This window comes from Streptococcus dentiloxodontae (assembly GCF_053206925.1).
Genome location: NZ_JBRUHR010000004.1, coordinates 19703 through 42629, shown reverse-complemented (window position 1 = coordinate 42629; position 22927 = coordinate 19703). Strand labels below are relative to the sequence as shown.

24 protein-coding genes are annotated in these 22927 nt (G+C 41.3%); 20 read left to right on the top strand and 4 right to left on the bottom strand.

Going from position 1 to position 22927, the window contains the following annotated elements; translation table 11 throughout:
• The first annotated feature begins 102 nt into the window (after nucleotides 1–102).
• Nucleotides 103–1245 carry a cation:proton antiporter gene (locus tag ACVRZ8_RS03740; RefSeq protein WP_447447981.1) on the top strand — a complete coding sequence of 381 codons (1143 nt, stop codon included), beginning with the start codon at nucleotides 103–105 and terminating at the stop codon, nucleotides 1243–1245.
• Between the two features lie 62 nt (nucleotides 1246–1307).
• On the opposite strand, the gene def is transcribed toward ACVRZ8_RS03740, so the two are convergent.
• Complete coding sequence (def, locus tag ACVRZ8_RS03735; protein WP_447447980.1) at nucleotides 1308–1922, bottom strand: peptide deformylase; 615 nt, start codon at nucleotides 1920–1922, stop codon at nucleotides 1308–1310.
• Nucleotides 1923–2187: 265 nt separating this feature from the next.
• Here def and rpsO point away from each other — a divergent pair, with 265 nt between their 5' ends.
• On the top strand, nucleotides 2188–2457 hold the full coding sequence (rpsO, locus tag ACVRZ8_RS03730; RefSeq protein ID WP_447447979.1) for a 30S ribosomal protein S15: 270 nt from the start codon (nucleotides 2188–2190) through the stop codon (nucleotides 2455–2457).
• Between the two features lie 43 nt (nucleotides 2458–2500).
• On the opposite strand, the gene ACVRZ8_RS03725 is transcribed toward rpsO, so the two are convergent.
• Nucleotides 2501–3082 carry a VanZ family protein gene (locus ACVRZ8_RS03725; protein ID WP_447447978.1) on the bottom strand — a complete coding sequence of 194 codons (582 nt, stop codon included), beginning with the start codon at nucleotides 3080–3082 and terminating at the stop codon, nucleotides 2501–2503.
• A gap of 160 nt (nucleotides 3083–3242) precedes the next feature.
• On the opposite strand from ACVRZ8_RS03725, the gene ACVRZ8_RS03720 reads away from it, so the two are divergent.
• Complete coding sequence (locus ACVRZ8_RS03720; RefSeq protein WP_447447977.1) at nucleotides 3243–4133, top strand: SPFH domain-containing protein; 891 nt, start codon at nucleotides 3243–3245, stop codon at nucleotides 4131–4133.
• A 78-nt stretch (nucleotides 4134–4211) separates the two neighbouring features.
• Here ACVRZ8_RS03720 and ACVRZ8_RS03715 read toward each other — a convergent pair whose 3' ends face one another.
• Both ACVRZ8_RS03715 and ACVRZ8_RS03710 read right to left on the bottom strand, forming a co-directional pair.
• The gene (locus ACVRZ8_RS03715) at nucleotides 4212–4952 is read right to left on the bottom strand and encodes an amino acid ABC transporter ATP-binding protein (protein WP_447447976.1); all 741 of its coding nucleotides are present in this window, start codon (nucleotides 4950–4952) and stop codon (nucleotides 4212–4214) included.
• Nucleotides 4952–6499, bottom strand: coding sequence for an ABC transporter permease subunit (locus ACVRZ8_RS03710; RefSeq protein ID WP_447447975.1), 1548 nt, complete (start codon nucleotides 6497–6499; stop codon nucleotides 4952–4954). Before ACVRZ8_RS03710 ends, ACVRZ8_RS03715 begins: the two co-directional genes overlap by 1 nt.
• Before the next feature lie 169 nt (nucleotides 6500–6668).
• Here ACVRZ8_RS03710 and ACVRZ8_RS03705 point away from each other — a divergent pair, with 169 nt between their 5' ends.
• The 17 genes from ACVRZ8_RS03705 (at nucleotide 6669) to ACVRZ8_RS03625 (ending at nucleotide 22898) form a co-directional block, all read left to right on the top strand.
• Nucleotides 6669–7508, top strand: coding sequence for an undecaprenyl-diphosphate phosphatase (locus tag ACVRZ8_RS03705; RefSeq protein ID WP_447447974.1), 840 nt, complete (start codon nucleotides 6669–6671; stop codon nucleotides 7506–7508).
• A gap of 404 nt (nucleotides 7509–7912) precedes the next feature.
• Complete coding sequence (gene mecA / locus ACVRZ8_RS03700; RefSeq protein WP_447447973.1) at nucleotides 7913–8665, top strand: adaptor protein MecA; 753 nt, start codon at nucleotides 7913–7915, stop codon at nucleotides 8663–8665.
• A 2-nt stretch (nucleotides 8666–8667) separates the two neighbouring features.
• A complete protein-coding gene (locus tag ACVRZ8_RS03695; protein ID WP_447447972.1) occupies nucleotides 8668–9828 on the top strand; it encodes a glycosyltransferase family 4 protein in 1161 nt (386 codons plus the stop codon).
• A gap of 176 nt (nucleotides 9829–10004) precedes the next feature.
• The gene (gene sufC / locus ACVRZ8_RS03690) at nucleotides 10005–10775 is read left to right on the top strand and encodes a Fe-S cluster assembly ATPase SufC (RefSeq protein ID WP_447447971.1); all 771 of its coding nucleotides are present in this window, start codon (nucleotides 10005–10007) and stop codon (nucleotides 10773–10775) included.
• A 37-nt stretch (nucleotides 10776–10812) separates the two neighbouring features.
• Nucleotides 10813–12075: a Fe-S cluster assembly protein SufD gene (gene sufD / locus ACVRZ8_RS03685; RefSeq protein WP_447447970.1), complete on the top strand. Its 1263-nt coding sequence runs from the start codon at nucleotides 10813–10815 to the stop codon at nucleotides 12073–12075.
• A gap of 22 nt (nucleotides 12076–12097) precedes the next feature.
• The gene (locus tag ACVRZ8_RS03680) at nucleotides 12098–12412 is read left to right on the top strand and encodes a TfoX/Sxy family protein (protein ID WP_447447969.1); all 315 of its coding nucleotides are present in this window, start codon (nucleotides 12098–12100) and stop codon (nucleotides 12410–12412) included.
• A 33-nt stretch (nucleotides 12413–12445) separates the two neighbouring features.
• Nucleotides 12446–13672: a cysteine desulfurase gene (locus ACVRZ8_RS03675; RefSeq protein ID WP_447447968.1), complete on the top strand. Its 1227-nt coding sequence runs from the start codon at nucleotides 12446–12448 to the stop codon at nucleotides 13670–13672.
• Complete coding sequence (gene sufU / locus ACVRZ8_RS03670) at nucleotides 13659–14099, top strand: Fe-S cluster assembly sulfur transfer protein SufU (RefSeq protein ID WP_447447967.1); 441 nt, start codon at nucleotides 13659–13661, stop codon at nucleotides 14097–14099. The genes ACVRZ8_RS03675 and sufU overlap by 14 nt, the downstream gene beginning before the upstream one ends.
• A gap of 234 nt (nucleotides 14100–14333) precedes the next feature.
• Nucleotides 14334–15746 (top strand): Fe-S cluster assembly protein SufB, encoded by a 1413-nt coding sequence (gene sufB / locus ACVRZ8_RS03665; protein ID WP_447447966.1) that lies wholly within the window; start codon nucleotides 14334–14336, stop codon nucleotides 15744–15746.
• 137 nt (nucleotides 15747–15883) lie between these two features.
• The gene (gene hslO, locus ACVRZ8_RS03660; protein ID WP_447447965.1) at nucleotides 15884–16750 is read left to right on the top strand and encodes an Hsp33 family molecular chaperone HslO; all 867 of its coding nucleotides are present in this window, start codon (nucleotides 15884–15886) and stop codon (nucleotides 16748–16750) included.
• Nucleotides 16743–17720 carry a tRNA dihydrouridine synthase DusB gene (gene dusB / locus ACVRZ8_RS03655; protein WP_447447964.1) on the top strand — a complete coding sequence of 326 codons (978 nt, stop codon included), beginning with the start codon at nucleotides 16743–16745 and terminating at the stop codon, nucleotides 17718–17720. Before hslO ends, dusB begins: the two co-directional genes overlap by 8 nt.
• A gap of 120 nt (nucleotides 17721–17840) precedes the next feature.
• A complete protein-coding gene (locus ACVRZ8_RS03650) occupies nucleotides 17841–18284 on the top strand; it encodes a zinc-dependent MarR family transcriptional regulator (RefSeq protein ID WP_447447963.1) in 444 nt (147 codons plus the stop codon).
• 1 nt (nucleotide 18285) lies between these two features.
• Nucleotides 18286–18993, top strand: coding sequence for a metal ABC transporter ATP-binding protein (locus tag ACVRZ8_RS03645; RefSeq protein ID WP_447447962.1), 708 nt, complete (start codon nucleotides 18286–18288; stop codon nucleotides 18991–18993).
• On the top strand, nucleotides 18986–19798 hold the full coding sequence (locus tag ACVRZ8_RS03640) for an iron chelate uptake ABC transporter family permease subunit (protein ID WP_447447961.1): 813 nt from the start codon (nucleotides 18986–18988) through the stop codon (nucleotides 19796–19798). Before ACVRZ8_RS03645 ends, ACVRZ8_RS03640 begins: the two co-directional genes overlap by 8 nt.
• A gap of 127 nt (nucleotides 19799–19925) precedes the next feature.
• Nucleotides 19926–20864 carry an AEC family transporter gene (locus ACVRZ8_RS03635; RefSeq protein ID WP_447447960.1) on the top strand — a complete coding sequence of 313 codons (939 nt, stop codon included), beginning with the start codon at nucleotides 19926–19928 and terminating at the stop codon, nucleotides 20862–20864.
• A 172-nt stretch (nucleotides 20865–21036) separates the two neighbouring features.
• Nucleotides 21037–22500: a PTS ascorbate transporter subunit IIC gene (ulaA, locus tag ACVRZ8_RS03630; protein WP_447447959.1), complete on the top strand. Its 1464-nt coding sequence runs from the start codon at nucleotides 21037–21039 to the stop codon at nucleotides 22498–22500.
• Nucleotides 22501–22616: 116 nt separating this feature from the next.
• Complete coding sequence (locus ACVRZ8_RS03625) at nucleotides 22617–22898, top strand: PTS sugar transporter subunit IIB (protein WP_447447958.1); 282 nt, start codon at nucleotides 22617–22619, stop codon at nucleotides 22896–22898.
• Nucleotides 22899–22927: the final 29 nt, after the last annotated feature.

Here is a 22927-nt window from a genome sequence, read left to right as displayed (position 1 = left end):
GGTAAAATGAAAAAGCCTGAGGGCTTTTTTTGTTTTTAAAGTCTATTGAGAATTACTAATATTTTCGTTATACTGAGATAAAGACAGACTCGGAGGATAAGTATGTCGGAATATGGAATGATTGCATTAATTTTGGGGCTGTCGACTTTGATAGGGGCTCTTTTCAAGCGTTTGCAATTACCAGCCGTTGTTGGTCAGCTTCTGGTAGGAATAATTCTTGGACCAGCCCTGTTAAATTGGATTCACGAGAGTGAAACGCTGCATTTTTTAGCGGAGATTGGTGTACTGGTTCTGATGTTTTTAGCAGGACTTGAAAGTGATTTAGATTTGCTAAAACGTTATATCAAACCTTCTGTTTTAGTGGCTGTTATGGGTGTTATTGTCCCAATCACAGTTTTCTATTATACTTCTCAATTCTGGTATAATAGTTTAGAGTCGCTCTTTATTGGTATTGTTTTTTCGGCTACCAGTGTCTCTATTACAGTTGGTGTCTTACAGGAATACGGAAAACTAAAATCAAAAGAGGGTGCAACGATTTTGGGTGCTGCCGTGGTGGATGATATCTTAGCTGTTTTGATTCTTAGTTTTTTCATCTCTGCTTTTACATCATCTGGTTCAGCAACAGGAGCTTTATGGCTTTCCTTGGTACTTCAGCTTCTTTTTATGGCTTTCATACTGGTTTTGACTCGTTATCTTGTCGTTCCTTACATGCACTTTTTTGAACGTCTTCCTATTTATGCGGGACGGACTCTTGGTGCAGTGATTTTATTTTTGGTAATGGCAGAGCTGGCAAAACAGGTTGGTTTGAGTGATGTTATCGGCACCTTTTTTGCAGGTGTAGCTGTCGGACAGACCAATAAAGAAACGCGCGCTATTGTCGAAAATAAATTATCGGGATTGGGTTATGCCTTTTTCATTCCTTTGTTTTTCGCTAGTATTGGGTTGGAATTAACTCTGGCCGTTTTGGGAGAAACTTGGCCTATTATCCTTGTTTTTCTACTTGTGGCTATACTCACTAAACTGGTCGGATGCGGGCTAGCTGCTAAACTTTGCGGTTTTGATTTATCTGCTAGTCTGTCCATTGGCTCTGGAATGGTTTCCCGCGGAGAAATGGCTTTAATTGTTGCGCAGATAGGCTATGCTCAGCATTTGGTGGATAAAACAGTCTACTCCATTTTAGTGGTTGCCATTATTTTATCAACATTGGCTGCTCCTTTTCTTCTTAAAGCTTCTTTTAAAAAATAAAAAAGGTCGATCGTAACCTGCCTTTTGTTCCCAATAGGCGGTGTGCGACTGGCCTTTGCCGTTTATTCGATAATGAGCATTCCTTCTTTGATGGCAAAAGGATTGTCTTTGTTGATGCGGTCATAAAACATAATGCCGTTAATATGGTCAATTTCATGCTGAACGACAATGGCATTGTAGCCGCGCAGTTTAATTTTTTGTTTTTCCCCTTCCTTGTTGAAATATTCGACCGTAACACGGGAATTACGGACAACATAACCCTCTACCACTCGATCAACAGATAAGCAGCCTTCCCCGTCAGCTAATGCCGCTTCTTGAATGGCATGAGATATGATTCGGGGATTATACATGACTTCCTGTAGGCTGTAGGCTTCGTCTGGTGGATTGCCCTCTTCATCCTCAGGATTAGGTATTAAAACAGCAATGACCCGTTTTGAAATATCTAACTGCGGTGCGGCTAAGCCAACACCACCACGCAAATCCATTTTTTCAGCAGTCACAGGATCCTGAGAGTTTTTAAGGAATTGGAGCATTTTTTCACCTAAAATAACATCCTGATTAGATAAAGGCAAAGAGACCTCTTTGGCAACTGCACGAAGCGTTGGATTTCCTTCACGGATAATATCATTCATGTCAATTTGATGACTGGCGCGTATAATCTTAGTTTGTGCGTCCATTAATAACTCCTTTAAACGTAATCAACTACTATAACTATACCACAAATCAATCAACAGAGAAAGAACAAGGGCTAAAAGGTGATATTTTTTCTGTCAGCTGCAAAATACTAAGTTTAGCTCTGCTATTTTTCATTAAAAGTAAAAGATTTGACAAAGGTTGAGGGATAAGCTAAAATAATAGGGTCGTAAAGACAGACCAACTCTTTCTTGGTTTCAGGATTTGCCAAAACCTGAGACTCGGATAGAGCAAGAAAAGGAGAAAAACATGGCAATTTCAAAAGAGAAAAAAAATGAAATTATCGCTCAATACGCACGTCACGAAGGTGACACTGGTTCAGTAGAAGTACAGGTTGCTGTTCTTACTTGGGAAATCAACCACCTCAACGAACACATCAAACAACATAAAAAGGATCACGCAACTTACCGTGGTTTGATGAAGAAAATCGGTCATCGCCGTAACCTTTTGGCTTATCTTCGCCGTACGGACGTAAACCGCTACCGTGATTTGATTCAATCACTTGGCCTTCGCCGTTAATTTACCGGCTTAGTCTTAAAAAGACCTTCTTTAAGAGGGTCTTTTATTTTATCATTGTTTTTTTAAGTTTTTGGATAAGAGGAATTTGAGCAATAGCGGTGCCTAGAAGGATGCCGCCTATATTTAGGACAATATCGCCTAGGTCGAAAATCCCCAAATGAAAGAAATATTGAGCGGATTCTATAAAAAATAGGGCAATCAGCGACAGCAAAATATTTTCGATAGAGCTGCGAAAAAGCAGACCTGTTGGGATGAACATCAAAAAATTCATGACAGGCACAAAGCGGCTTCCCCAGTATATCTCGTTTGCAAAGGATAAGGGATTAAGAGAGAAGCCCTGCACACCAATATTTTTTAAGAAAAGAACATAAAAGAGTCCAGAAAAATAGATGCAATAAATCAAAATTAAGGTTCTGCGATTAATATGTCTTGTCAGCACTGCCTTGAAAATATTATAGATAAAATAGGCCATAAAAATGATGATAACAGTATTTAACATCAGTTCAAATTTGAAACCATATCTGGCGATATACCTGACATATTTTTGCAGATAAGCCATATACACATAATAGGACATCAAAAAGGATACCAGACTTAACCCAAGTTCTGTTACTATTTTACGCATCTGTGCCCTGCCCTTCATCATCTTTTTGGAAATAATATTATATCAAAAAAGAAAGCTGTTTTAATAAATTATTTTTTTAGTGAGACCATTGCCTAATTCTTGACAGCATAAATATGAATGCTATAATGTATTAAAAAGTTCATACATAGGGAGAATAGAAATGGCATATGTTTTGATTTATTTTGTAATTCTGATTATCATTGCGGGTACAGTTTTGCTTTCAACGCTTTATGTGGTTCGTCAGCAGTCAGTAGCTATTATTGAACGTTTTGGCCGTTATCAAAAGACTTCTACCAGTGGTATTCATGTGCGTCTGCCTTTTGGTATTGATAAAATTGCTGCGCGTATTCAGCTTCGTCTTTTGCAAAGTGAAATCGTCGTTGAAACGAAAACTAAGGATAATGTCTTTGTAACCTTAAATGTAGCCACTCAATATCGTGTCAACGAACAAAATGTTATTGATGCTTACTATAAACTGATGAAACCAGAAGCACAAATTAAATCTTATATTGAAGATGCTCTTCGGTCATCTGTGCCCAAGCTGACGCTGGATGAATTATTCGAGAAAAAAGATGAAATTGCCTTGGAAGTACAGCATCAGGTAGCAGAAGAAATGTCAACTTATGGGTATATTATCGTGAAAACGTTGATTACCAGAGTTGAGCCAGACGCTGAAGTTAAACAGTCTATGAATGAAATCAATGCAGCACAGCGTAAACGTGTAGCTGCTCAAGAGTTAGCTGAAGCTGATAAGATTAAAATCGTTACGGCTGCGGAAGCCGAGGCTGAAAAAGATCGCTTGCATGGTGTGGGTATTGCCCAGCAGCGTAAAGCTATTGTAGATGGTTTGGCAGAATCTCTCAGAGAATTGAAAGAGGCCAATAGTGAGCTTCACGAAGACCAAATCATGTCTATTTTATTAACCAACCAATATATGGATTCACTCAATAAATTTGCCGAGAGTGGCAGCTCATCAATCTTTTTGCCGTCCTCACCTGATGGCATTGAAGATATTAGGACTCAAGTTTTATCAGCTTTAAAAGCAAGATAAGAGAAATTCCTGTTAAAATCGATCAGTAAAAGCCAGCAGAAGTTCTTACCTGCTGGCTTTTAGGTTTTAAAAAAGTTATCATCCAAGAAAGCGCTTGAGGAATACCCGCGTCCGTTCTTCTTTTGGATGCTCAAAGAGCTGTGTGGGACTTCCTTGTTCAGCAATGACTCCCTGATCCATGAAAATGACACGATCGGATACCTCTTTGGCAAATTCCATTTCATGAGTCACGATAATCATGGTTAAGCCTGATTTGGCCAGATCTTGTATGGTTTTTAATACTTCGCCTACCATTTCTGGATCAAGGGCTGAGGTTGGTTCGTCAAAAAGAATGGCTTCTGGATTAACAGAAAGTGCGCGGGCGATTGCAACACGCTGTTTCTGTCCACCTGAGAGTTGATTAGGTTTGGCTTTCCAGTATTGTTCGCCCAGCCCTACCTTTTCGAGGTTGCTTTTGGCGATGGCTGCAGCTTCTGTACGGGAACGTTTAAGAACCGTTGTTTGAGGGACAATGGCATTTTCTAGTACATTGAGGTTTTCAAAAAGGTTAAAAGACTGAAACACCATTCCCAGTTTTTCACGATAGGCTGTTAAATTATAACCTTTTTCTAAAACATTCTGCCCGTGAAAGAGGATATCACCGCCAGACGGTTCCTCCAGAAGGTTGATAGAGCGAAGAAAAGTCGATTTTCCAGAACCAGATGATCCGATAATGGAAATCACCTCTCCTTTTTTGACATCAAGTGAAATATCTTTAAGGACCTCATTTTGTCCAAAAGATTTTTTCAAATGTTTGATTTCTAAAATCGTATCAGTCATTAATGGGCTCCTCCTTGAGTATAATTGTCTTGGTCAAAGCGGCGCTCAACATAGCGCAGGATACGCGTCACTGTGAAAGTCAGGATGAAATAGATAGCTGCAATGACAAAGAAAGTTTGGAAGTATTGATAGGTTTGTGTGGCAACGGTATTTCCTGAGAAATAAAGTTCCACTACAGAAATAACGTTAAGAACAGAAGTGTCTTTGATGTTGATGACAAATTCATTGCCTGTGGCAGGCAGGATATTGCGGACAACCTGCGGGATAACAATTTTGCGCATCGTTTGTCCATGGGTAAATCCTAAAGCTGTTGCCGCCTCGAACTGTCCCTTATCAACAGCGAAGATGCCACCGCGGACGATTTCGCTCATATAAGCGCCTGTATTGATTGATACGATAAATAGCGCTGCCAGTGTACGATCCACAGAAATACCAAAAGCTTGTGCCGTTCCATAATAAATAACCATAGCCTGCACGATCATTGGTGTTCCACGGAAAATTTCAATATAAATATTAAGCACCCAGCCTAAAAGTTTTTGCAAAAGAGCAAGCAAAGGATTTGCCGCTTTTGGTGCTGTACGGTAAACACCAATTAGAAGCCCGATAATGGTACCTACAATTGTTCCGACAATGGAAATCAGAAGCGTCATTCCAGTTCCGCGGAGAAACTGCTGCCAGTTTTTAGAAAGAATAATCCACATTTGACCAAAGAAGCCAGTAGTTTGACTATCATTTTCTGTATCCAATGGCTGTGCGGCGACCATTTTGTCCATAAGCGCCAATCGGTCATCTTCGCTGATAGTGGCTAAAATAGCATTGACCTGAGTCAATGTTCCTGTATCGTCTTTACGCAGCCCTACAGCAATCGATGTATCAGATTCTTCTGTTTTAAAACCTTTGCCATCTTCAAAAGCAATCATTTTAAAATCAGAACTGGCTGTCATGGCTGAAGTAGCCTCAGGACGTTCGGAAATATAACCATCAATGATACCTGATGACAGTGCCTGACGCATCTGATTGAAATCGCCCATGGCTGTTTCTTTTGTTGCGCCGTCAATTTGATCGATGAGATCATAATGGTAAACACCCTGCTGGGCAGTTAGCTTGGCTCCAGAGAAATCATCTAGGCTGGTTGCGTCAGCATACTTGCCATCAGCTTGTACAACAATCACGGGATTTGATGTGTAATAACTATCCGAAAAAGCAATTTGCTGTTTGCGCTCTTCGGTTGGGCTCATGCCTGCGACAATCATGTCAATCTTTCCAGAGGTAAGAGCTGGAATCAGCCCTGTCCATGACGTTTTAACGACTAAGAGCTCTTTATTCATGCCTTTGGCAATCTTTTTGGCAATTTGGACATCGTAACCATTGGCGTATTGATTGGTTCCTTCTATCTGAACGGCGCCGTTTGCGTTATTGTCCTGAGTCCAGTTGAAGGGGGCATAAGCCGCCTCCATTCCGACACGTAAATAATCGTCTGCTTGAGCTGTTAGACCCCCAAAAAGAAGCAGGACAGCTGCAAAACAAGCAAGCAATAGCTTTTTCATTGTGAATTTTCTCCATATAAAATCTAGTCATGTTCTTTCATACATGCCTTTATATTCTACAGGAAACTTGCAGGAATGACAATATAGTCAGCTTAAAAATAGTATATCGGGGCAGCTTCTAATCTTTTTAGTTTTTTGTTATAATGAAAGAGCTATGTAAGGAGACACTATGTTTATTATTGAATTACTCAAAGCCATTTTTCTAGGAATTATTGAAGGCATTACCGAATGGCTGCCAATTTCCAGCACCGGTCATTTGATTTTGGTGCAGGAATTTATCAAGCTTAGTCAAAACAAAACCTTCATGGATATGTTTAATATTGTTATCCAGCTAGGAGCTATTTTGGCTGTTATTGTTATTTATTTTGAACGGCTCAATCCCTTTCAGCCCGGAAAAACAGCGCGTGAGGTACAGATTACTTGGCAGCTGTGGTTAAAGGTGGCTATTGCCTGCCTCCCTTCAATCATCATTGCAGTGCCTTTAGATGATTGGTTTGACGCTCATTTTAATTTTCCAATTCCCATTGCTTTTGCCTTGATTTTTTACGGGGTTGCTTTTATTTGGATTGAAAACCGTCATCAAAATATTGAGCCTCAGGTGACAGACTTGGTCCGCATGTCTTATAAAACAGCTTTCCTAATTGGCTGCTTTCAGGTTCTAAGCATTGTGCCTGGAACCAGCCGTTCGGGTGCAACTATTTTAGGTGCGATTATTTTGGGTACCAGTCGGAGCGTCGCTGCTGACTTTACGTTTTTCCTAGCGATTCCAACTATGTTTGGCTATAGCGGACTCAAAGCTGTAAAATATTTTGTTGATGGCAACACGCTGGATTTTGGTCAGGCAGCCCTCTTAATTACAGCCAGTCTAACGGCTTTCTTCGTCAGCCTCTACGCTATTCGTTTCTTGACAGATTATGTCAAAAAACATGATTTTACCGTCTTTGGGAAATACCGCATCGTTTTGGGGACTATTGTGCTTATCTATGGCTTGTTCAAGGCGGTGCTCTAATTCAGTGGGGTTGACCAGAAAATATACAAAAAGCAATCTGCCCTGTTTCTCGTTAGGATGCTGGTGCTGATTGCTTTTTAAGTGCTTTTATGTTTTAATGTCGTCGAGGCGATGACTTCAATTTGACAACATCTGAATTGATGCAGGTATTATTTGCCTTTGACAGACTTACTGTTGAACTGGCTTTATTCGATTCTTTTAATTTATTATGTATCTATTTAGATTTTGTCAATGTTTTTAAATTTTTGATGAAAGCTGTTCAAAATGATTGGCTGTTTTGTCAAAAAGCCTAGAGGCTGGGGGTTCTGCTTTGCTATTTTTCCAATAAATAAAAACTCTTAGAAATTGCTATCTAGGGGCTTTTCTAGTATAATAAAGTGATTACTCGTGCGAGGTTTTAACATATGGAAATGAAACAAATTAGCGATACGACTTTGAAAATTATGATAAGTATGGAAGATTTAGAAGAGCGCGGGATGGAGCTGAAGGACTTTCTTGTCCCGCAGGAGAAGACTGAGGAATTTTTCTATGCTGTCATGGATGAGTTGGATCTGCCGGATAATTTTAAAAATAGCGGTATGTTGAGCTTTCGTGTGACACCGCGAAAGGATCGTGTAGATGTTTTTGTTACCAAATCTGACCTCAATAAGGATTTGGATTTCAGTGATTTGACGGACATGGAAGAATATGCCAATCTCTCACCTGAGGAATTCTTTAAAGCTTTGGAAAAGAATCTTATGGAAAAAGGAGATTCTGCTGCCCATGAAAAGCTAAAAAACATTGAGGATGCTTTAGAAGAGGACTTGCAGGAAGACAGTGAGGCTTATCAGCCGCATCCGCAGCATCAGAATAAGAAAAGTAAGAAATATGTTCACTACGTTCTGGGCTTTGATGACTTTTCTCAGGTACTGACTTTTAGTAAAGGCTTTGATATTGCTTCGGAAAGTTCTGAGCTTTTCAAGATGAACGACCGTTACTATATGACAGTGCTTTTAAATTTGAAAGATAAGCCTAACTATTATACTGACACTGTATTTGCGCGTTTTATGGAACATGCAAAGCTTGCTGATAAGACACGTGCTTACTTGAAAGAGCATGCAGTTGTTTTGTTAGAAGATGATGCTTTATCTCGTCTGCAATCAGTGGAATGGAGCTAAGCATGCCCTTTACCATCGAATATATTTTTGTCTTAATTGGAGCATTGTTTATCTCGGTACTTATGACACCGTTGGTTCGTTTTTTTGCTTTCCGCGTGGGTGCCGTGGATAATCCCAATGCTCGCCGGATTAACAAAGTGCCTATGCCTAGTGCTGGTGGGCTGGCGATCTTAATCTCCTTTATGATTTCCAGTTTGATTTTTATGCCTCTGGTTGTTAAGCAGGAGATTTGGGGAGTTTCTTATTTTCTCTATATCTTACCAGTTGTTTTTGGCGGTGTCCTCGTTGCCTTGACAGGCCTGATTGATGATATTTATGAAATTAAGCCCTTGACCAAGCTGGCTGGTATTATAGCGGGTGCTGTTATTGTCTGGTATTTTACGGATTTTCGATTTGATAGTTTTAAACTGCCTTTTGGCGGGCCGATGCTGCATTTTAGTCCTTTTGTGACTTTTGTTTTGACAGTTCTCTGGATTGTCGCGATTACCAACGCTATCAATCTAATTGATGGTTTAGACGGTCTTGTTGGCGGTGTGTCTATTATTTCTCTGGTAACTATGGGGCTGATTTCTTACTTCTTCCTCTTTGACACTGATATTTTTCTGACCTTGACTATTTTTGTTTTGGTAGCCTCTATTGCTGGTTTTTTCCCTTATAATTACCACCCAGCCATCATTTACCTTGGAGATACGGGAGCTCTTTTTATTGGCTTTATGATCGGAGTTTTATCTCTTCAAGGTTTGAAAAATGCTACCGCTGTTGCCATTTTGTCACCGGTTATTATTCTAGGGGTGCCTATTGTTGACACAGTGGTAGCCATTGTTCGGCGAAAATTGTCTGGGCGCCCTGCTATGGAGGCCGACAAGATGCATCTGCATCATAGGCTTTTGGCTATGGGATTTACTCACCGCGGTGCAGTTTTGGTGGTTTATGCTATTGCAGTTTTGTTCTCGCTGATTGCGCTTTTGCTCAATGTGTCCAGCCGCTTGGGAGCTATTTTACTTTTAATTGGTTTATCCTTGGGTCTGGAAATCTTGATTGAAGGACTGGAGATTTGGGGTGTGGGACGGACACCGCTCTTTAAACTGCTTAAATTTATCGGCAATAGTGATTACCGTCAGGCAAAATTGCTGAACTGGAAGAATCGTAAGAAGAAAAAGTAATCATCAGAAAAGCCTTCATTCGGCTTTTTTGTTATAATGATTCTAAATAAGTGTTTGGTGACCTATTTTGTCTGCCAAATCAGCTCTGAAAAGGCTCTGCTATTTTCAAAAAAAAACTAACAAGTTAACTCATCGGGATTGTAATCCCAGCTATATCAAATAAAAAGGAGTGTACAATGTCTGTACTTGAAATAAAAAATCTTCATGTTTCTATTGAAGATAAGGAAATTTTAAAAGGTCTTAATCTGACGCTTAAAACGGGCGAAATTGCAGCTATTATGGGGCCTAATGGAACTGGGAAGTCAACTCTCTCGGCAGCTATTATGGGGAATCCCAACTATGAAGTGACAGAAGGTGAGATTCTTTTTGATGGTGAAAATCTTCTTGAACTGGAAGTTGATGAGCGTGCTCGTTTGGGTCTCTTTCTGGCAATGCAGTATCCTTCTGAGATCCCTGGCATTACCAATGCAGAATTTATCCGCGCAGCTATGAATGCTGGCAAGGAGGATGACGAAAAAATTTCTGTTCTTGATTTCATTACTAAATTGGATGAAAAGATGGAACTGCTGGGGATGAAAGAAGAGATGGCAGAACGTTACCTCAATGAAGGTTTTTCAGGCGGTGAGAAGAAACGCAATGAAATTTTGCAACTTCTGATGCTTGAGCCTAAATTTGCCCTGCTTGATGAAATTGACTCAGGGCTTGATATTGATGCTCTGCGTGTCGTCTCTAAGGGTGTCAATGCTATGCGCGGCGAAGGTTTCGGTGCTATGATTATCACCCATTACCAACGCCTGCTTAATTACATCACACCGGATGTTGTTCATGTTATGATGGACGGCAAGGTTGTGCTTTCAGGCGGTGCAGAACTTGCTGCCCGTCTTGAGAAGGAAGGATATGCTAAAATCGCAGAAGAGCTCGGTTACGAGTACAGCGAAGAAGTTTAAGAGAGTTACTCAGAACTCGCAGAAAAGGAGTAACTAAATGTCAAAAGAAAATATTATTGCTTTTTCACAAGCAAAAGCAGAACCAGCTTGGCTTTTAGAGCACCGTCAAGCCGCTTTTGGTAAGATAGCAGAGCTTGATTTGCCAAATGTTGAGCGTGTGAAATTTCACCGTTGGAATTTGGGAGACGGCGAAATTTCTGAAAATGAAGCAACAGGCAATGTACCTGATTTTACAGCCTTAGGTGAAGGTCCTAAATTAATTCAGTTGGGGACAAATACGGTTCTGGAGCAGCTGCCAGCGGATTTGCTCAGGCAAGGGCTTGTCTTTACGGATTTGTCTTCTGCTTTGGAAGATATTCCAGAAGTCGTTGAGGCTTTTTGGGGCAAAGCTGTCGCTTATGATGAAGACAAGCTCGCGGCTTATAACTATGCTTATTTCAACAGCGCAGCAGTACTTTATATTCCTGATAATGTTGAAATTGATCAGCCTATTCAAGGTTTTTTCTACCAAGACAGCACTTCAGCTGTGCCATTTAACAAACATATCCTCATCGTAGCTGGTAAAAATAGCAGAGTCAGCTATCTTGAACGGTTTGAAACTATTGGTGATGGTTCGGAAAAAGCCAGCGCTAATATCTCTGTTGAAGTCATTGCTCAAGCAGGAGCTCAGGTGAAATTTGCCGCTATTGATCGTCTGGGTGAGAATGTCACGACTTACATAAGCCGTCGTGGTCGTGTTGGACAGGATGCCTCTATTGACTGGGCGCTTGGAGTTATGAACGAAGGCAATGTCATTGCTGATTTTGACAGTGATCTTATCGGCAATGGCAGTCATGCTGAAATCAAGGTTGTCGGTGCTTCCTCTGGCCGTCAAATTCAAGGAATTGATACCCGTGTTACGAATTATGGAAACAACTCAGTTGGTCATATTTTACAGCATGGTGTTATTCTTGAGCGTGGGACACTTACTTTTAATGGTATTGGCCATATTGTCAAAGGAGCTAAGGGAGCTGATGCTCAGCAGGAAAGCCGTGTTTTGATGCTATCAGATAAGGCGCGTTCGGATGCCAATCCTATCCTTCTTATTGATGAAAATGAGGTAACGGCAGGGCATGCCGCCTCTATCGGACAGGTTGATCCAGAGGATATGTATTATCTTATGAGCCGCGGTCTGGACAAGGAAACAGCAGAACGTCTGGTTATACGAGGCTTCTTAGGCACTGTCATCACGGAAATTCCTGTTAAAGAGGTTCGCAATGAGATGATTGCCGTCCTAGACAGAAAACTGGATAAGCGCTGAAGATAAAGGAAAGGGTCAGGTCTTGGTTTCGAGTAAACATTACCTGAATAACATTTTGGAACAGCTATCGGAGCTGGAAGAACTTAACTATCGTGCTATGATGGGGGAGTATATTCTTTATTACAAGGGCAAAATTATTGGCGGAATTTATGATAATCGTCTGCTGGTTAAGCCGGTGCCGTCTGCCTTATCCTATCTGCCGGAAGCTGTTTACGATGAGCCATATGCTGGTGCTAAAGATATGCTGTTGGTTGATGATACTGACGATGCTGCACGTTTAACCGCACTTTTTAAGGCGATGTATGAAGAATTGCCGGCTCCTAAAAAGAAAAAATAACCCCTTTTCCAACTGCCGTGAAAGGAGAATCATTTGTTAGATATTAAGAAAATCCGTCAGGACTTTGATATTCTTCATCAAACGGTCAATGACGAACCCTTGGTTTATCTGGACAACGCGGCGACAACTCAAAAACCGCAGGCTGTTCTGGATGCACTGATAGCCTATTACCAGACGGATAATGCCAATGTCCACCGCGGGGTGCACACTCTGGCTGAGCGGGCGACGGCCAAGTATGAGGCCAGCCGCGAAAAGGTTCGCAGTTTTATCAATGCCAAGTCCGTTAAAGAAGTTCTCTTTACACGGGGGACAACAACGGGGCTTAACTGGGTTGGAAAATTTGCCGAGCAAATTCTGCAGCCCGGAGATGAAGTTCTCATTTCCATCATGGAGCATCATTCCAATCTTATCCCTTGGCAGGAGGCTTGTCACAAAACTGGAGCCAGGCTGGTTTACGCTTATCTCAAGGACGGCGCTTTGGACATGGAGGATTTGCGCAGCAAGCTGTCAGATAAGACTAAGTTTGTCAGTCTGGCTCATGTATCCAATGTTCTAGGCTGTGTCAATCCTGTCAAAGAAATTGCCGAGCTGGCTCACCAGCACGGTGCTTATATGGTGGTTGACGGTGCCCAGTCAGCTCCTCATATGGCTGTTGATGTACAGGGCTTGGACTGCGATTTCTTTACCTTATCAGGCCATAAAATGCTGGCGCCGACCGGAATCGGTGTCCTTTATGGTAAGGAAGAACTCCTCAGTCTTATGAAACCTGTCGAATTTGGCGGCGAAATGATTGATTTTGTTTATGAGCAGGAGGCGACTTGGAAGGAGCTGCCCTGGAAGTTTGAAGCAGGGACGCCAAATATTGCAGGAGCTATTGCCTTAGGCGCAGCCCTTGATTACCTGACAGAGCTTGGGATGGACGCGATTCATGCTTATGAGCAGGAATTAGTGTCTTATGTCTTGCCTAAACTGCAGGCTATTGATGGCTTGACTGTTTACGGTCCGCAGAAACCCAGCCAGCATACGGGTGTTATTGCCTTTAATATTGACGGGCTGCATCCGCATGATGTGGCGACGGCTCTTGATTATGAAGGCGTAGCTGTGCGTGCTGGCCATCACTGTGCACAGCCCTTAATCAATCATCTGGGCATTCATTCGGCTGCCCGCGCCAGCTTTTACCTTTACAATACCAAAGAAGACTGCGACAAACTTGTCGAAGCCATTATCAAAACAAAGGAGTTTTTCAGTGGCACTTTCTAGATTAGATAGTCTTTACATGGCTGTAGTTGCGGATCATTCCCAAAGTCCCCATCATCAGGGTGTTTTGCCTGATGCAGAACAGTTGCAGCTCAACAATCCGACCTGCGGTGATGTGATAAATCTTTCTGTCAAGTTTGATGGTGATGTTATCTCTGATATTGCTTTTGCAGGAGACGGCTGTGCTATTTCTACAGCATCTTCAAGTATGATGACAGATGCTGTTATCGGAAAAAGCAAAGCTGAGGCTTTGGAATTGGCAGAGATTTTCTCACATATGGTTCAAGGACAGATAGATGAGAAGCAGGCTGAACTAGGCGAAGCAAAACTTTTAGCAGGAGTTTCAAAGTTTCCGCAGCGTATCAAATGTGCAACCCTGGCTTGGAATGCTTTAAAAAAAGCAATCGAACGCAGTGAGAATGCGGATTGAAAGATGAAAAATCTTACGGCAGCTAGTGCTGTTGCGAGATCAGAAATTCTAGCAAGGTTGGCTTGTTGGTAAGCCATCAAGGAATAAGGAAAAATACATTACTATATTAAACTTTCAATAGATAAGAAACAGAAAGGAAAGCGAATAAGGAGCAACGTGACAAGGTAGTTGAATTTCTCAGCAGTTTCGGAGGATTCGCTGTTTTATTTGCTTGTTGCCCCTTATATCTTAAGTATGACTGAAGAAAAAATAGAACCAAAACCAATTGATCTTGGTGAGTATAAATATGGTTTTCATGATGATGTGACACCTGTCTTCACAACTGAAAAAGGAATCAGCGAAGATGTCGTTCGTGCTATGTCAGCTGAAAAGGGCGAACCTGAGTGGATGTTGGAATTTCGTCTAAAATCCCTTAAAACCTTTAACAAAATGCCTATGCAGGAATGGGGTCCGGATTTATCGGGTATTAATTTTGATGATTTGACCTACTATCAGAAAGCTTCTGATAAGGCTGCCCGTACTTGGGAAGATGTTCCTGAGAAAATAAAGGAAACCTTTGAACGTATCGGGATTCCGGAAGCTGAGCGCGCCTATTTGGCCGGAGCTTCTGCTCAATACGAATCCGAAGTGGTCTACCATAACATGAAAGAAGAGTACGACAAGCTTGGCATTATCTTTACCGATACCGACTCGGCTCTCAGGGAGCATCCAGAGCTTTTCAAGCAGTACTTTTCAAAATTGGTGCCGCCGACGGATAATAAGCTGGCTGCGCTCAACTCGGCTTTCTGGTCTGGCGGAACCTTTATCTATGTTCCAAAAGGCGTTAAGGTAGATATACCGCTTCAGACTTACTTCCGGATGAATAACGAAGCAACAGCCCAGTTTGAACGGACGCTTATCATTGTTGATGAAGGTGCTAGCGTTCACTATGTGGAAGGCTGTACGGCGCCGACCTATTCAACAGCCAGCCTGCACGCTGCCATCGTTGAAATCTTCGCCTTAGATGGCGCCTACATGCGTTATTCAACTATCCAAAACTGGTCGGATAATGTATATAATCTAGTAACCAAGCGTGCAACTGCTAAAAAAGATGCCACGGTTGAATGGATTGATGGCAATCTAGGCGCAGAAGTTACCATGAAGTATCCCTCAGTCTTTCTTGATGGAGAAGGCGCACGCGGGACAATGCTGTCTATTGCTTTTGCAAATAGTGGGCAGCATCAAGACACTGGTGCTAAGATGATCCACAACGCACCGCATACTTCATCGTCAATTGTATCCAAATCTATCGCTAGAAATGGTGGTAAAGTAGATTACCGCGGACAGGTAACATTCAATAAAAACTCGAAAAAATCTGTCAGTCACATTGAATGTGATACCATCTTAATGGACGACATTTCAAAATCAGACACCATTCCCTTCAATGAGATTCACAATTCGCAAGTGGCACTTGAACACGAAGCCAAGGTTTCGAAAATCTCAGAAGAACAGCTCTATTACCTCATGAGCCGCGGTCTCACTGAACAAGAGGCCACAGAGATGATCGTTATGGGCTTTGTGGAACCGTTCACTAAGGAACTTCCTATGGAATACGCTGTCGAGCTCAACCGCCTCATCGCCTATGAAATGGAAGGGTCTGTTGGTTAAAAGACAGTCTGTATACAAGACAAGGTTAATTCGCAGTATGGTTGAAGCGATTACTTTAGGCAAAGCCGTTCACGATAAAACCGTATTTGGCATTTTCTTAGCTAACTTAGAAATATTACTACATTCATTATTAAACTATGGATAAACTTATTAAATCAATTTCAGAATCTGGGGCTTTTCGTGCTTATGTATTAGATAGTACAGAGACGGTTAGCCTTGCTCAAAAAAAGCATAACAGTCTATCGTCTTCGACAGTCGCATTAGGCCGTACATTGATTGCCAATCAGATGCTTGTGGCCAATCAAAAAGGTGACAGTAAGGTAACGGTTAAAGTTATCGGCAACTCTTCCTTGGGACATATTATTTCGGTGGCTGACACTGATGGACATGTTAAAGGCTATATTCAAAACTCTGGTGTTGACATTAAAAGGACAGCAACTGGAGAAGTGCTGGTTGGGCCTTTGATGGGGGATGGCCATTTTGTAGTCATTGTTGACTATGGAACGGGGACACCTTATACCTCAACCACTCCGCTCATTACAGGAGAAATCGGCGAGGATTTTGCTTATTATTTGACAGAATCCGAACAGACCCCGTCTGCTGTTGGGCTTAATGTCCTGCTTGATGAGAAGGACAAGGTTAAGGTGGCTGGCGGCTTCATGCTGCAGGTACTGCCAGAAGCAAGCGAAGAAGAAATTGCCCGCTATGAGCAACGCATTCAAAATATGCCTGCTATTTCAACCTTGCTTGAGTCTGATGACCATATCAATGCTCTGCTTTCTGCCATCTATGGTGAAGAACCCTATAAAATTCTCTCAGAAGAAACGCTCAGCTTTGCCTGTGATTGTTCTCAAGAACGCTTTGAAGCGGCTCTGCAGACGCTTGATAAGACAGAGCTGAAAACGATGAAAGATGAAGACCATGGAGCTGAAATCATTTGTCAGTTCTGCGGCACCAAGTATACATTTACCGAAGCAGATTTGGAGGCACTCATCAATGACTAAACTTAACTCTTCTTTTGTGATTGGTGATATTGTGATACCTCATCGGACAGTATTGGCGCCCATGGCAGGAGTGACTAATTCTGCTTTTCGTACGATTGCCAAAGAGTTTGGGGCTGGGCTTGTTGTCATGGAGATGATTTCTGAAAAAGGCCTTCTTTACAATAACGAAAAGACTCTTCATATGCTGCATATTGATGAGGATGAGCATCCTATGTCCATTCAGCTTTTCGGTGGTGATGCTGACGGTCTCAAACGTGCAGCAGATTTTATTCAGAACAATACCAAAGCAGACATTGTTGACATCAATATGGGCTGTCCTGTCAATAAAGTTGTGAAAAATGAAGCTGGTGCCAAATGGCTCAAGAACCCTGATAACATTTATCAGATTATCAAGGAAGTTACCTCTGTTCTTGATATTCCCCTGACGGTTAAAATGCGTACAGGTTGGTCAGATAATTCGCTGGCGGTTGAGAATGCTCTTGCTGCCGAGTCTGCAGGTGTCGCTGCGCTAGCCCTGCACGGACGGACACGTGAACAAATGTATACTGGGACTTGTGACCATGAAACATTGGCGCGTGTATCAAAAGCCCTTACCAAGATACCTTTTATTGGCAATGGCGATATTCGCAGCGTCCAAGACGCTAAATACATGATTGAAGAAGTCGGGGCAGATGCAGTTATGATTGGCCGCGCAGCCATGAATAATCCCTATCTTTTTACCCAAATTAACTATTTCTTTGAGACGGGAGAGGAGTTACCTGAGCTTTCATTTGATAAAAAAATGGCTATCGCAGAAGAACATCTTAAACGTTTGGTAGAGCTCAAGGGTGAAGTGATTGCTGTTCGTGAATTTCGAGGCTTGGCACCGCATTATCTGAGAGGAACAGCTGGTGCTGCAAAAGTTCGCGGTCAGGTTTCTCGTGCCAATACTGTCGAAGAAGTTCAAACTATTTTTGCCACACTCCGTTAAAGCAAAACCAATTTTTCAAACACGATCTTAGTCGTGTTTTTTATTTTGTTTTTAACATTGATAATTGCTTTCTAAATAAAAATAGGATATAATTAACTGGTTAATTAATTGGAGAAATATATGGAAACACTAGAAGATAAACTAAATCATCTCATCAATCAAATTCTTTTAAAAGCAGAAAATCAGCATGAACTTCTAATTGGCCAATGCCGCAGTGACATAAAGATGACCAATACTCAAGAGCACATTCTCATGCTTTTGGCTCAAGGGCAGAAGACCAATTCAGAGTTAGCCAAAATTCTCAATATTAGTCAGGCTGCTGTAACCAAAGCTATCAAAAGTCTGGTCAGATTGGGGATGCTGGAAAGCAGGAAAGATGACATTGATGGACGGGTAACGTATTTTGAATTAACAAAGGAAGCTCAGCCTATTGCTTTAGAGCATAGGGAGCACCATGAAGCAACTATGGAAGTTTACCGTGATCTGCTAAGGGATTTCGATGCCAAAGAACTTCAGACTATTGAGCGTTTTTTACTTAAGTTAGAGTCAAAGATTGAGGAATAATATGCGTTATATCACGGTTGAAGGACTGAACTTTCAATATGATGCAGAGCCAGTTCTGGACAATATACATTATCATTTGGATTCTGGGGAATTTGTGACCCTAACAGGAGAAAATGGAGCTGCTAAATCAACTTTAATTAAGGCTACGCTAGGTATTCTTAAGCCTAAAAAAGGAACTGTCAGTATCTCTTCTAAAAACAAAGACGGTAAGAAACTGCGTATGGCTTACTTGCCTCAGCAAATTGCCAGTTTCAATGCAGGTTTTCCAAGCACAGTCTATGAATTTGTCAAATCGGGACGCTATCCCAGAGCTGGTTGGTTTCATCGTCTGACCAAGCATGACGAGGAACATATCAAGATTGCTTTGGAATCGGTTGGAATGTGGGAAAATCGCAGGAAACAAATAGGCAGTCTTTCAGGTGGACAAAAGCAGCGCATTGTGATCGCACGAATGTTTGCTTCAGATCCAGATATCTTTGTGCTTGATGAGCCTACCACAGGGATGGATGCAGGAACGGCTGTGACATTTTATGAGCTAATGCATCATTCTGCCCATAAACACGGTAAAGCAGTCCTAATGATTACTCATGATCCCGAGGAAGTCAAGGACTATACAGATCGCAATATTCATCTGGTACGAAATCAAAATTCACCTTGGCGTTGTTTTAATGTGCATGAAAAAGACAGAGAGGGGAATGGTCGTGATTAGTGAACTTTTATCTTATGATTTTATGCAGCGGGCTGTTATGGCTGTAGTTGCTATCAGTATTTTTTCACCGATTTTGGGACTCTTTCTGATACTGCGCCGTCAAAGTCTCATGAGTGATACGCTCAGCCATGTTTCTTTAGCAGGCGTCGCCATCGGCGTTTTTCTCGGTACTTCTACAACCTGGATGACTATTTTTGTGGTAACTATCGCTGCTCTGGTTTTGGAATTTCTTCGTGTCAGCTATAAGCACTATATGGAAATTTCAACGGCCATCCTGATGTCAATGGGTTTAGCTGTCGCCCTAATTATTAATAGCAAAACAAGTAGCGGCAGTATGAGTTTGGACGCTTATCTTTTTGGCTCAGTTATTACAATCAGTCAAGAACAAGTTACAGAGCTCTTTATCATAGCAGCCCTTGTTCTAGTGTTGACTCTTCTTTTTATCCGCCCCATGTATCTCTTAACATTTGATGAGGATACCGCCCATGTGGATGGTTTGCCTGTACGTTTGATGTCAATCCTTTTTAACATTTTAACTGGTGTTGCCATTGCTTTGATGATTCCGGCCGCAGGAACACTGTTAGTTTCAACTATTATGATTCTTCCTGCTGCAATTGGCATGAAGTTGGGACAAACTTTTAAATCTGTCATTTTCTGGGCTATTGGAATTGGTCTTCTTGGTATGTTATCTGGTATTTTTATTTCTTATTATTGGGAGACTCCTGCTTCAGCGACAATTACTATCATTTTTATCGTCATCTTCTGTCTGGTTAGTCTTTTTGGCAGCTGGCTGAAAGAGGCATAGCTAATCATTTTTACCCCAACCATCTATTACAGACAAAGCAACTGAAAAGAGGGAGCTTTGATAGACTCTCTTTTTTCTTGTTTTCAAACATGCTATACTGTTAATAATAACAAGGGGAGAATGAGCAATGGCTGTTTTTTTAACCAGTATTTCTGGAATTTTAGTGATGCTAATCATGATTGGAGTCGGCTATGCATTAGGAATGCGCGGCTGGTTTGATGACCGTTCACGTTCCTTACTAGCTCGTTTGGTTACCCAGATTGCTTTGCCTTGCTATATGGTCTATACAATCACGCAGAGATTTACAGCGACTGACTTGATAGCAATGCTGCCTAACATTCGCTACCCAGCTCTTTCTATGGTAATACTACTCGGAATCGCCATAGCATTTGCGCAGCTATTTTCCATAAGGAGAAAACATAGCGGTCTTTTTATCTCTATGTTTTTTAATTCTAATACTATCTTTATTGGCCTTCCTATTAATCAGGCGCTTTTTGGTGAAGCTAGTATCCCTTATGTTCTTATCTACTACATGTGCAACACGACTTTCTTTTGGACTGTCGGGACCTATCTTATTCAGCGTGATGGCTTTGGAGAAACAAGGCTTGATTGGCGAGAAAGTTTGCGTAAAATTTTATCCCCTCCTCTTTTAGGTTTTTTGCTGGGTCTTGTCTTGACTTTGCTTAATATTAGGTTGCCGCAGTTTTTGGCCAGTGATTTACAGTATTTGGGCAACTTAACAACCCCCTTGTCCATGATTTTTATTGGTTTATCAGTACAAAAGGCAGGGCTGTCTCAATTAACATTAGGCAAGGATCAGGTTCTGATTTTATTAGGCCGATTTGTTATTGCTCCGCTTCTTATGTGGGGAATTTTAGTCATGACAGACTTGCCAGCTCTAATGAAAGAAGTCTTCATTATTCAGTCTGCTATGCCAGTAATGACTAATGCTCCTGTTGTAGCCAGACTCTATGGTGCAGACAGTGATTACGCAGCTGTTATGGTAACCGAAACTACTTTGGCAACCATGCTTGTTATCCCTATTTTGATGATGCTTTTGGGCTAAATAAAAAAGACTGTAAGTTATCTTCTGATGATATCTATTTAGAATCTTCCAAATAAAGAACAGCACAGTTTTGAACACAAAACTGTGTAAGACTTGGCCTTTTATAAAAACGCTTCCAAAACTATAATAGGAATGTAAAGAAAAACAATTTATTTAGAAAAGGAGTTGTCTTATGGATATTCTTGTAGGCATTCTGAATTGGTTTTCGCAAAACATTTTGCAAAAACCAGCCTTCTTTGTCGGTCTACTCGTTCTTATCGGGTATGCCTTGTTGAAAAAACCTTGGTATGATGTATTTGCGGGGTTTGTCAAAGCAACCGTAGGTTATATGATCTTGGACGTTGCATCAGCCGGTTTGGTTACGACTTTCCGCCCAATCTTAGCGGCTTTGAATTATAAGTTTAATATTGGTGCGGCTGTTATTGACCCATACTTTGGTTTGACTGCTGCTAATGAAAAAATTGCAGCTGACTTCCCAGATTATATTGGAGTTGCTACAACAGCACTTTTAATCGGTTTCTTTGTCAATATTGCTCTTGTTGCGCTTCGTAAAGTGACTAAGATTCGTACGCTTTTCATTACTGGTCACATCATGGTGCAACAAGCAGCAACAATTACACTTATGGTGGTTGCTCTCATTCCATTCTTTGGTAAAAATGTTCTTGCCGGAACAATTGCTATCGGTGTTATCTGCGGTCTCTACTGGGCAGTCAGCTCAAATATGACTGTTGAACCTACACAGCGTTTAACAGGCGGTGGTGGATTTGCCATCGGCCACCAACAGCAATTTGCTATTTGGTTTGTTGACAAGGTTGCTCCAAAACTTGGTAAAAAAGAAGAAAACCTAGACAATCTGAAATTACCAACATTTCTTAACATTTTCCACGACACAGTTGTTGCTTCTGCAACTTTGATGCTTGTCTTCTTTGGAGCGATCCTAATCATTTTAGGACCCGATATTATGTCTAATGCTGATGTTATCACTACCGGAACATTATATGATCCAACCAAGCAAGACTTCTATATGTATGTGGTGCAAACTGCATTTACATTCTCAGTTTATCTCTTTGTCTTGATGCAAGGTGTGCGGATGTTCGTTGGTGAATTAACTAATGCCTTCCAAGGTATTTCCAATAAACTTCTTCCAGGCTCATTCCCAGCAGTTGACGTTGCAGCAGCCTTTGGATTTGGTTCTCCAAGTGCAGTGCTCTTTGGTTTTGCAACAGGTCTTATTGGTCAATTGATTACTATTGTTCTGTTGATTGTCTTCAAAAATCCAGTGCTTATCATTACCGGTTTCGTTCCTGTATTCTTTGATAATGCGGCGATTGCGGTTTATGCAGACAAGCGCGGCGGTTGGAAAGCAGCTTTGACCCTTTCCTTTATTTCAGGTGTTCTTCAAGTTGCTATCGGTGCAGTAGCGGTATCGCTTCTTGGTCTTGCAGCTTACGGTGGCTATCACGGAAATATTGACTTGGATATTCCATGGGTACCATTTGCCTATATCTTCAAATATGCTGGCGTTATTGGCTATGCACTTGTTGCTCTCTTCTTACTTGCTATTCCGCAAATTCAATTTGCTAAAGCAAAAGATAAGGAAGCTTACTATGCTGGACAAGCTCAGGCAGAAGAGTAATATTAAAGATAGGCAGTTAAGTTTTCTTTAGTGTCAATATTTAAAATGATATATAATTGGATATTATGAAAAAGTAAGTTATTATCAATCAGAATCTATTATTGGAGGAAAATATTATGGTTAAAGTTCTTACAGCATGTGGTAACGGTATGGGTTCATCTATGGTTATCAAAATGAAAGTTGAAAATGCTTTGCGTCAATTAGGTGTTTCAAACATTGAATCTGCATCATGTTCAGTCGGAGAAGCTAAAGGTTTGGCTTCGGGTTATGATATCGTTGTGGCTTCAAACCATTTGATTCATGAACTTGATGGCCGTACAAACGGCAAACTCATTGGTCTTGATAATTTGATGGATGATAACGAAATCAAAACAAAATTGGAAGAAGCTTTGAAATAACTATATAGTGGGTGTTCCAATTTGCTTGG

Bases quoted from the DNA above. Each gene is read 5' to 3' on its own strand.
- def (WP_447447980.1), bottom strand. From the start codon at position 1,922: ATGGACGCACAAACTAAGATTATACGCGCCAGTCATCAAATTGACATG.
- sufB (WP_447447966.1), top strand. From the start codon at position 14,334: ATGACTGAAGAAAAAATAGAACCAAAACCAATTGATCTTGGTGAGTAT.
- ACVRZ8_RS03705 (WP_447447974.1), top strand. From the start codon at position 6,669: ATGTTTATTATTGAATTACTCAAAGCCATTTTTCTAGGAATTATTGAA.
- sufD (WP_447447970.1), top strand. From the start codon at position 10,813: ATGTCAAAAGAAAATATTATTGCTTTTTCACAAGCAAAAGCAGAACCA.
- ulaA (WP_447447959.1), top strand. From the start codon at position 21,037: ATGGATATTCTTGTAGGCATTCTGAATTGGTTTTCGCAAAACATTTTG.
- ACVRZ8_RS03725 (WP_447447978.1), bottom strand. From the start codon at position 3,082: ATGCGTAAAATAGTAACAGAACTTGGGTTAAGTCTGGTATCCTTTTTG.
- rpsO (WP_447447979.1), top strand. From the start codon at position 2,188: ATGGCAATTTCAAAAGAGAAAAAAAATGAAATTATCGCTCAATACGCA.
- ACVRZ8_RS03695 (WP_447447972.1), top strand. From the start codon at position 8,668: ATGCCCTTTACCATCGAATATATTTTTGTCTTAATTGGAGCATTGTTT.
- ACVRZ8_RS03625 (WP_447447958.1), top strand. From the start codon at position 22,617: ATGGTTAAAGTTCTTACAGCATGTGGTAACGGTATGGGTTCATCTATG.
- dusB (WP_447447964.1), top strand. From the start codon at position 16,743: ATGACTAAACTTAACTCTTCTTTTGTGATTGGTGATATTGTGATACCT.
- sufC (WP_447447971.1), top strand. From the start codon at position 10,005: ATGTCTGTACTTGAAATAAAAAATCTTCATGTTTCTATTGAAGATAAG.
- hslO (WP_447447965.1), top strand. From the start codon at position 15,884: ATGGATAAACTTATTAAATCAATTTCAGAATCTGGGGCTTTTCGTGCT.
- mecA (WP_447447973.1), top strand. From the start codon at position 7,913: ATGGAAATGAAACAAATTAGCGATACGACTTTGAAAATTATGATAAGT.
- ACVRZ8_RS03720 (WP_447447977.1), top strand. From the start codon at position 3,243: ATGGCATATGTTTTGATTTATTTTGTAATTCTGATTATCATTGCGGGT.
- ACVRZ8_RS03635 (WP_447447960.1), top strand. From the start codon at position 19,926: ATGGCTGTTTTTTTAACCAGTATTTCTGGAATTTTAGTGATGCTAATC.
- ACVRZ8_RS03650 (WP_447447963.1), top strand. From the start codon at position 17,841: ATGGAAACACTAGAAGATAAACTAAATCATCTCATCAATCAAATTCTT.
- ACVRZ8_RS03645 (WP_447447962.1), top strand. From the start codon at position 18,286: ATGCGTTATATCACGGTTGAAGGACTGAACTTTCAATATGATGCAGAG.
- ACVRZ8_RS03710 (WP_447447975.1), bottom strand. From the start codon at position 6,499: ATGAAAAAGCTATTGCTTGCTTGTTTTGCAGCTGTCCTGCTTCTTTTT.
- ACVRZ8_RS03740 (WP_447447981.1), top strand. From the start codon at position 103: ATGTCGGAATATGGAATGATTGCATTAATTTTGGGGCTGTCGACTTTG.
- ACVRZ8_RS03715 (WP_447447976.1), bottom strand. From the start codon at position 4,952: ATGACTGATACGATTTTAGAAATCAAACATTTGAAAAAATCTTTTGGA.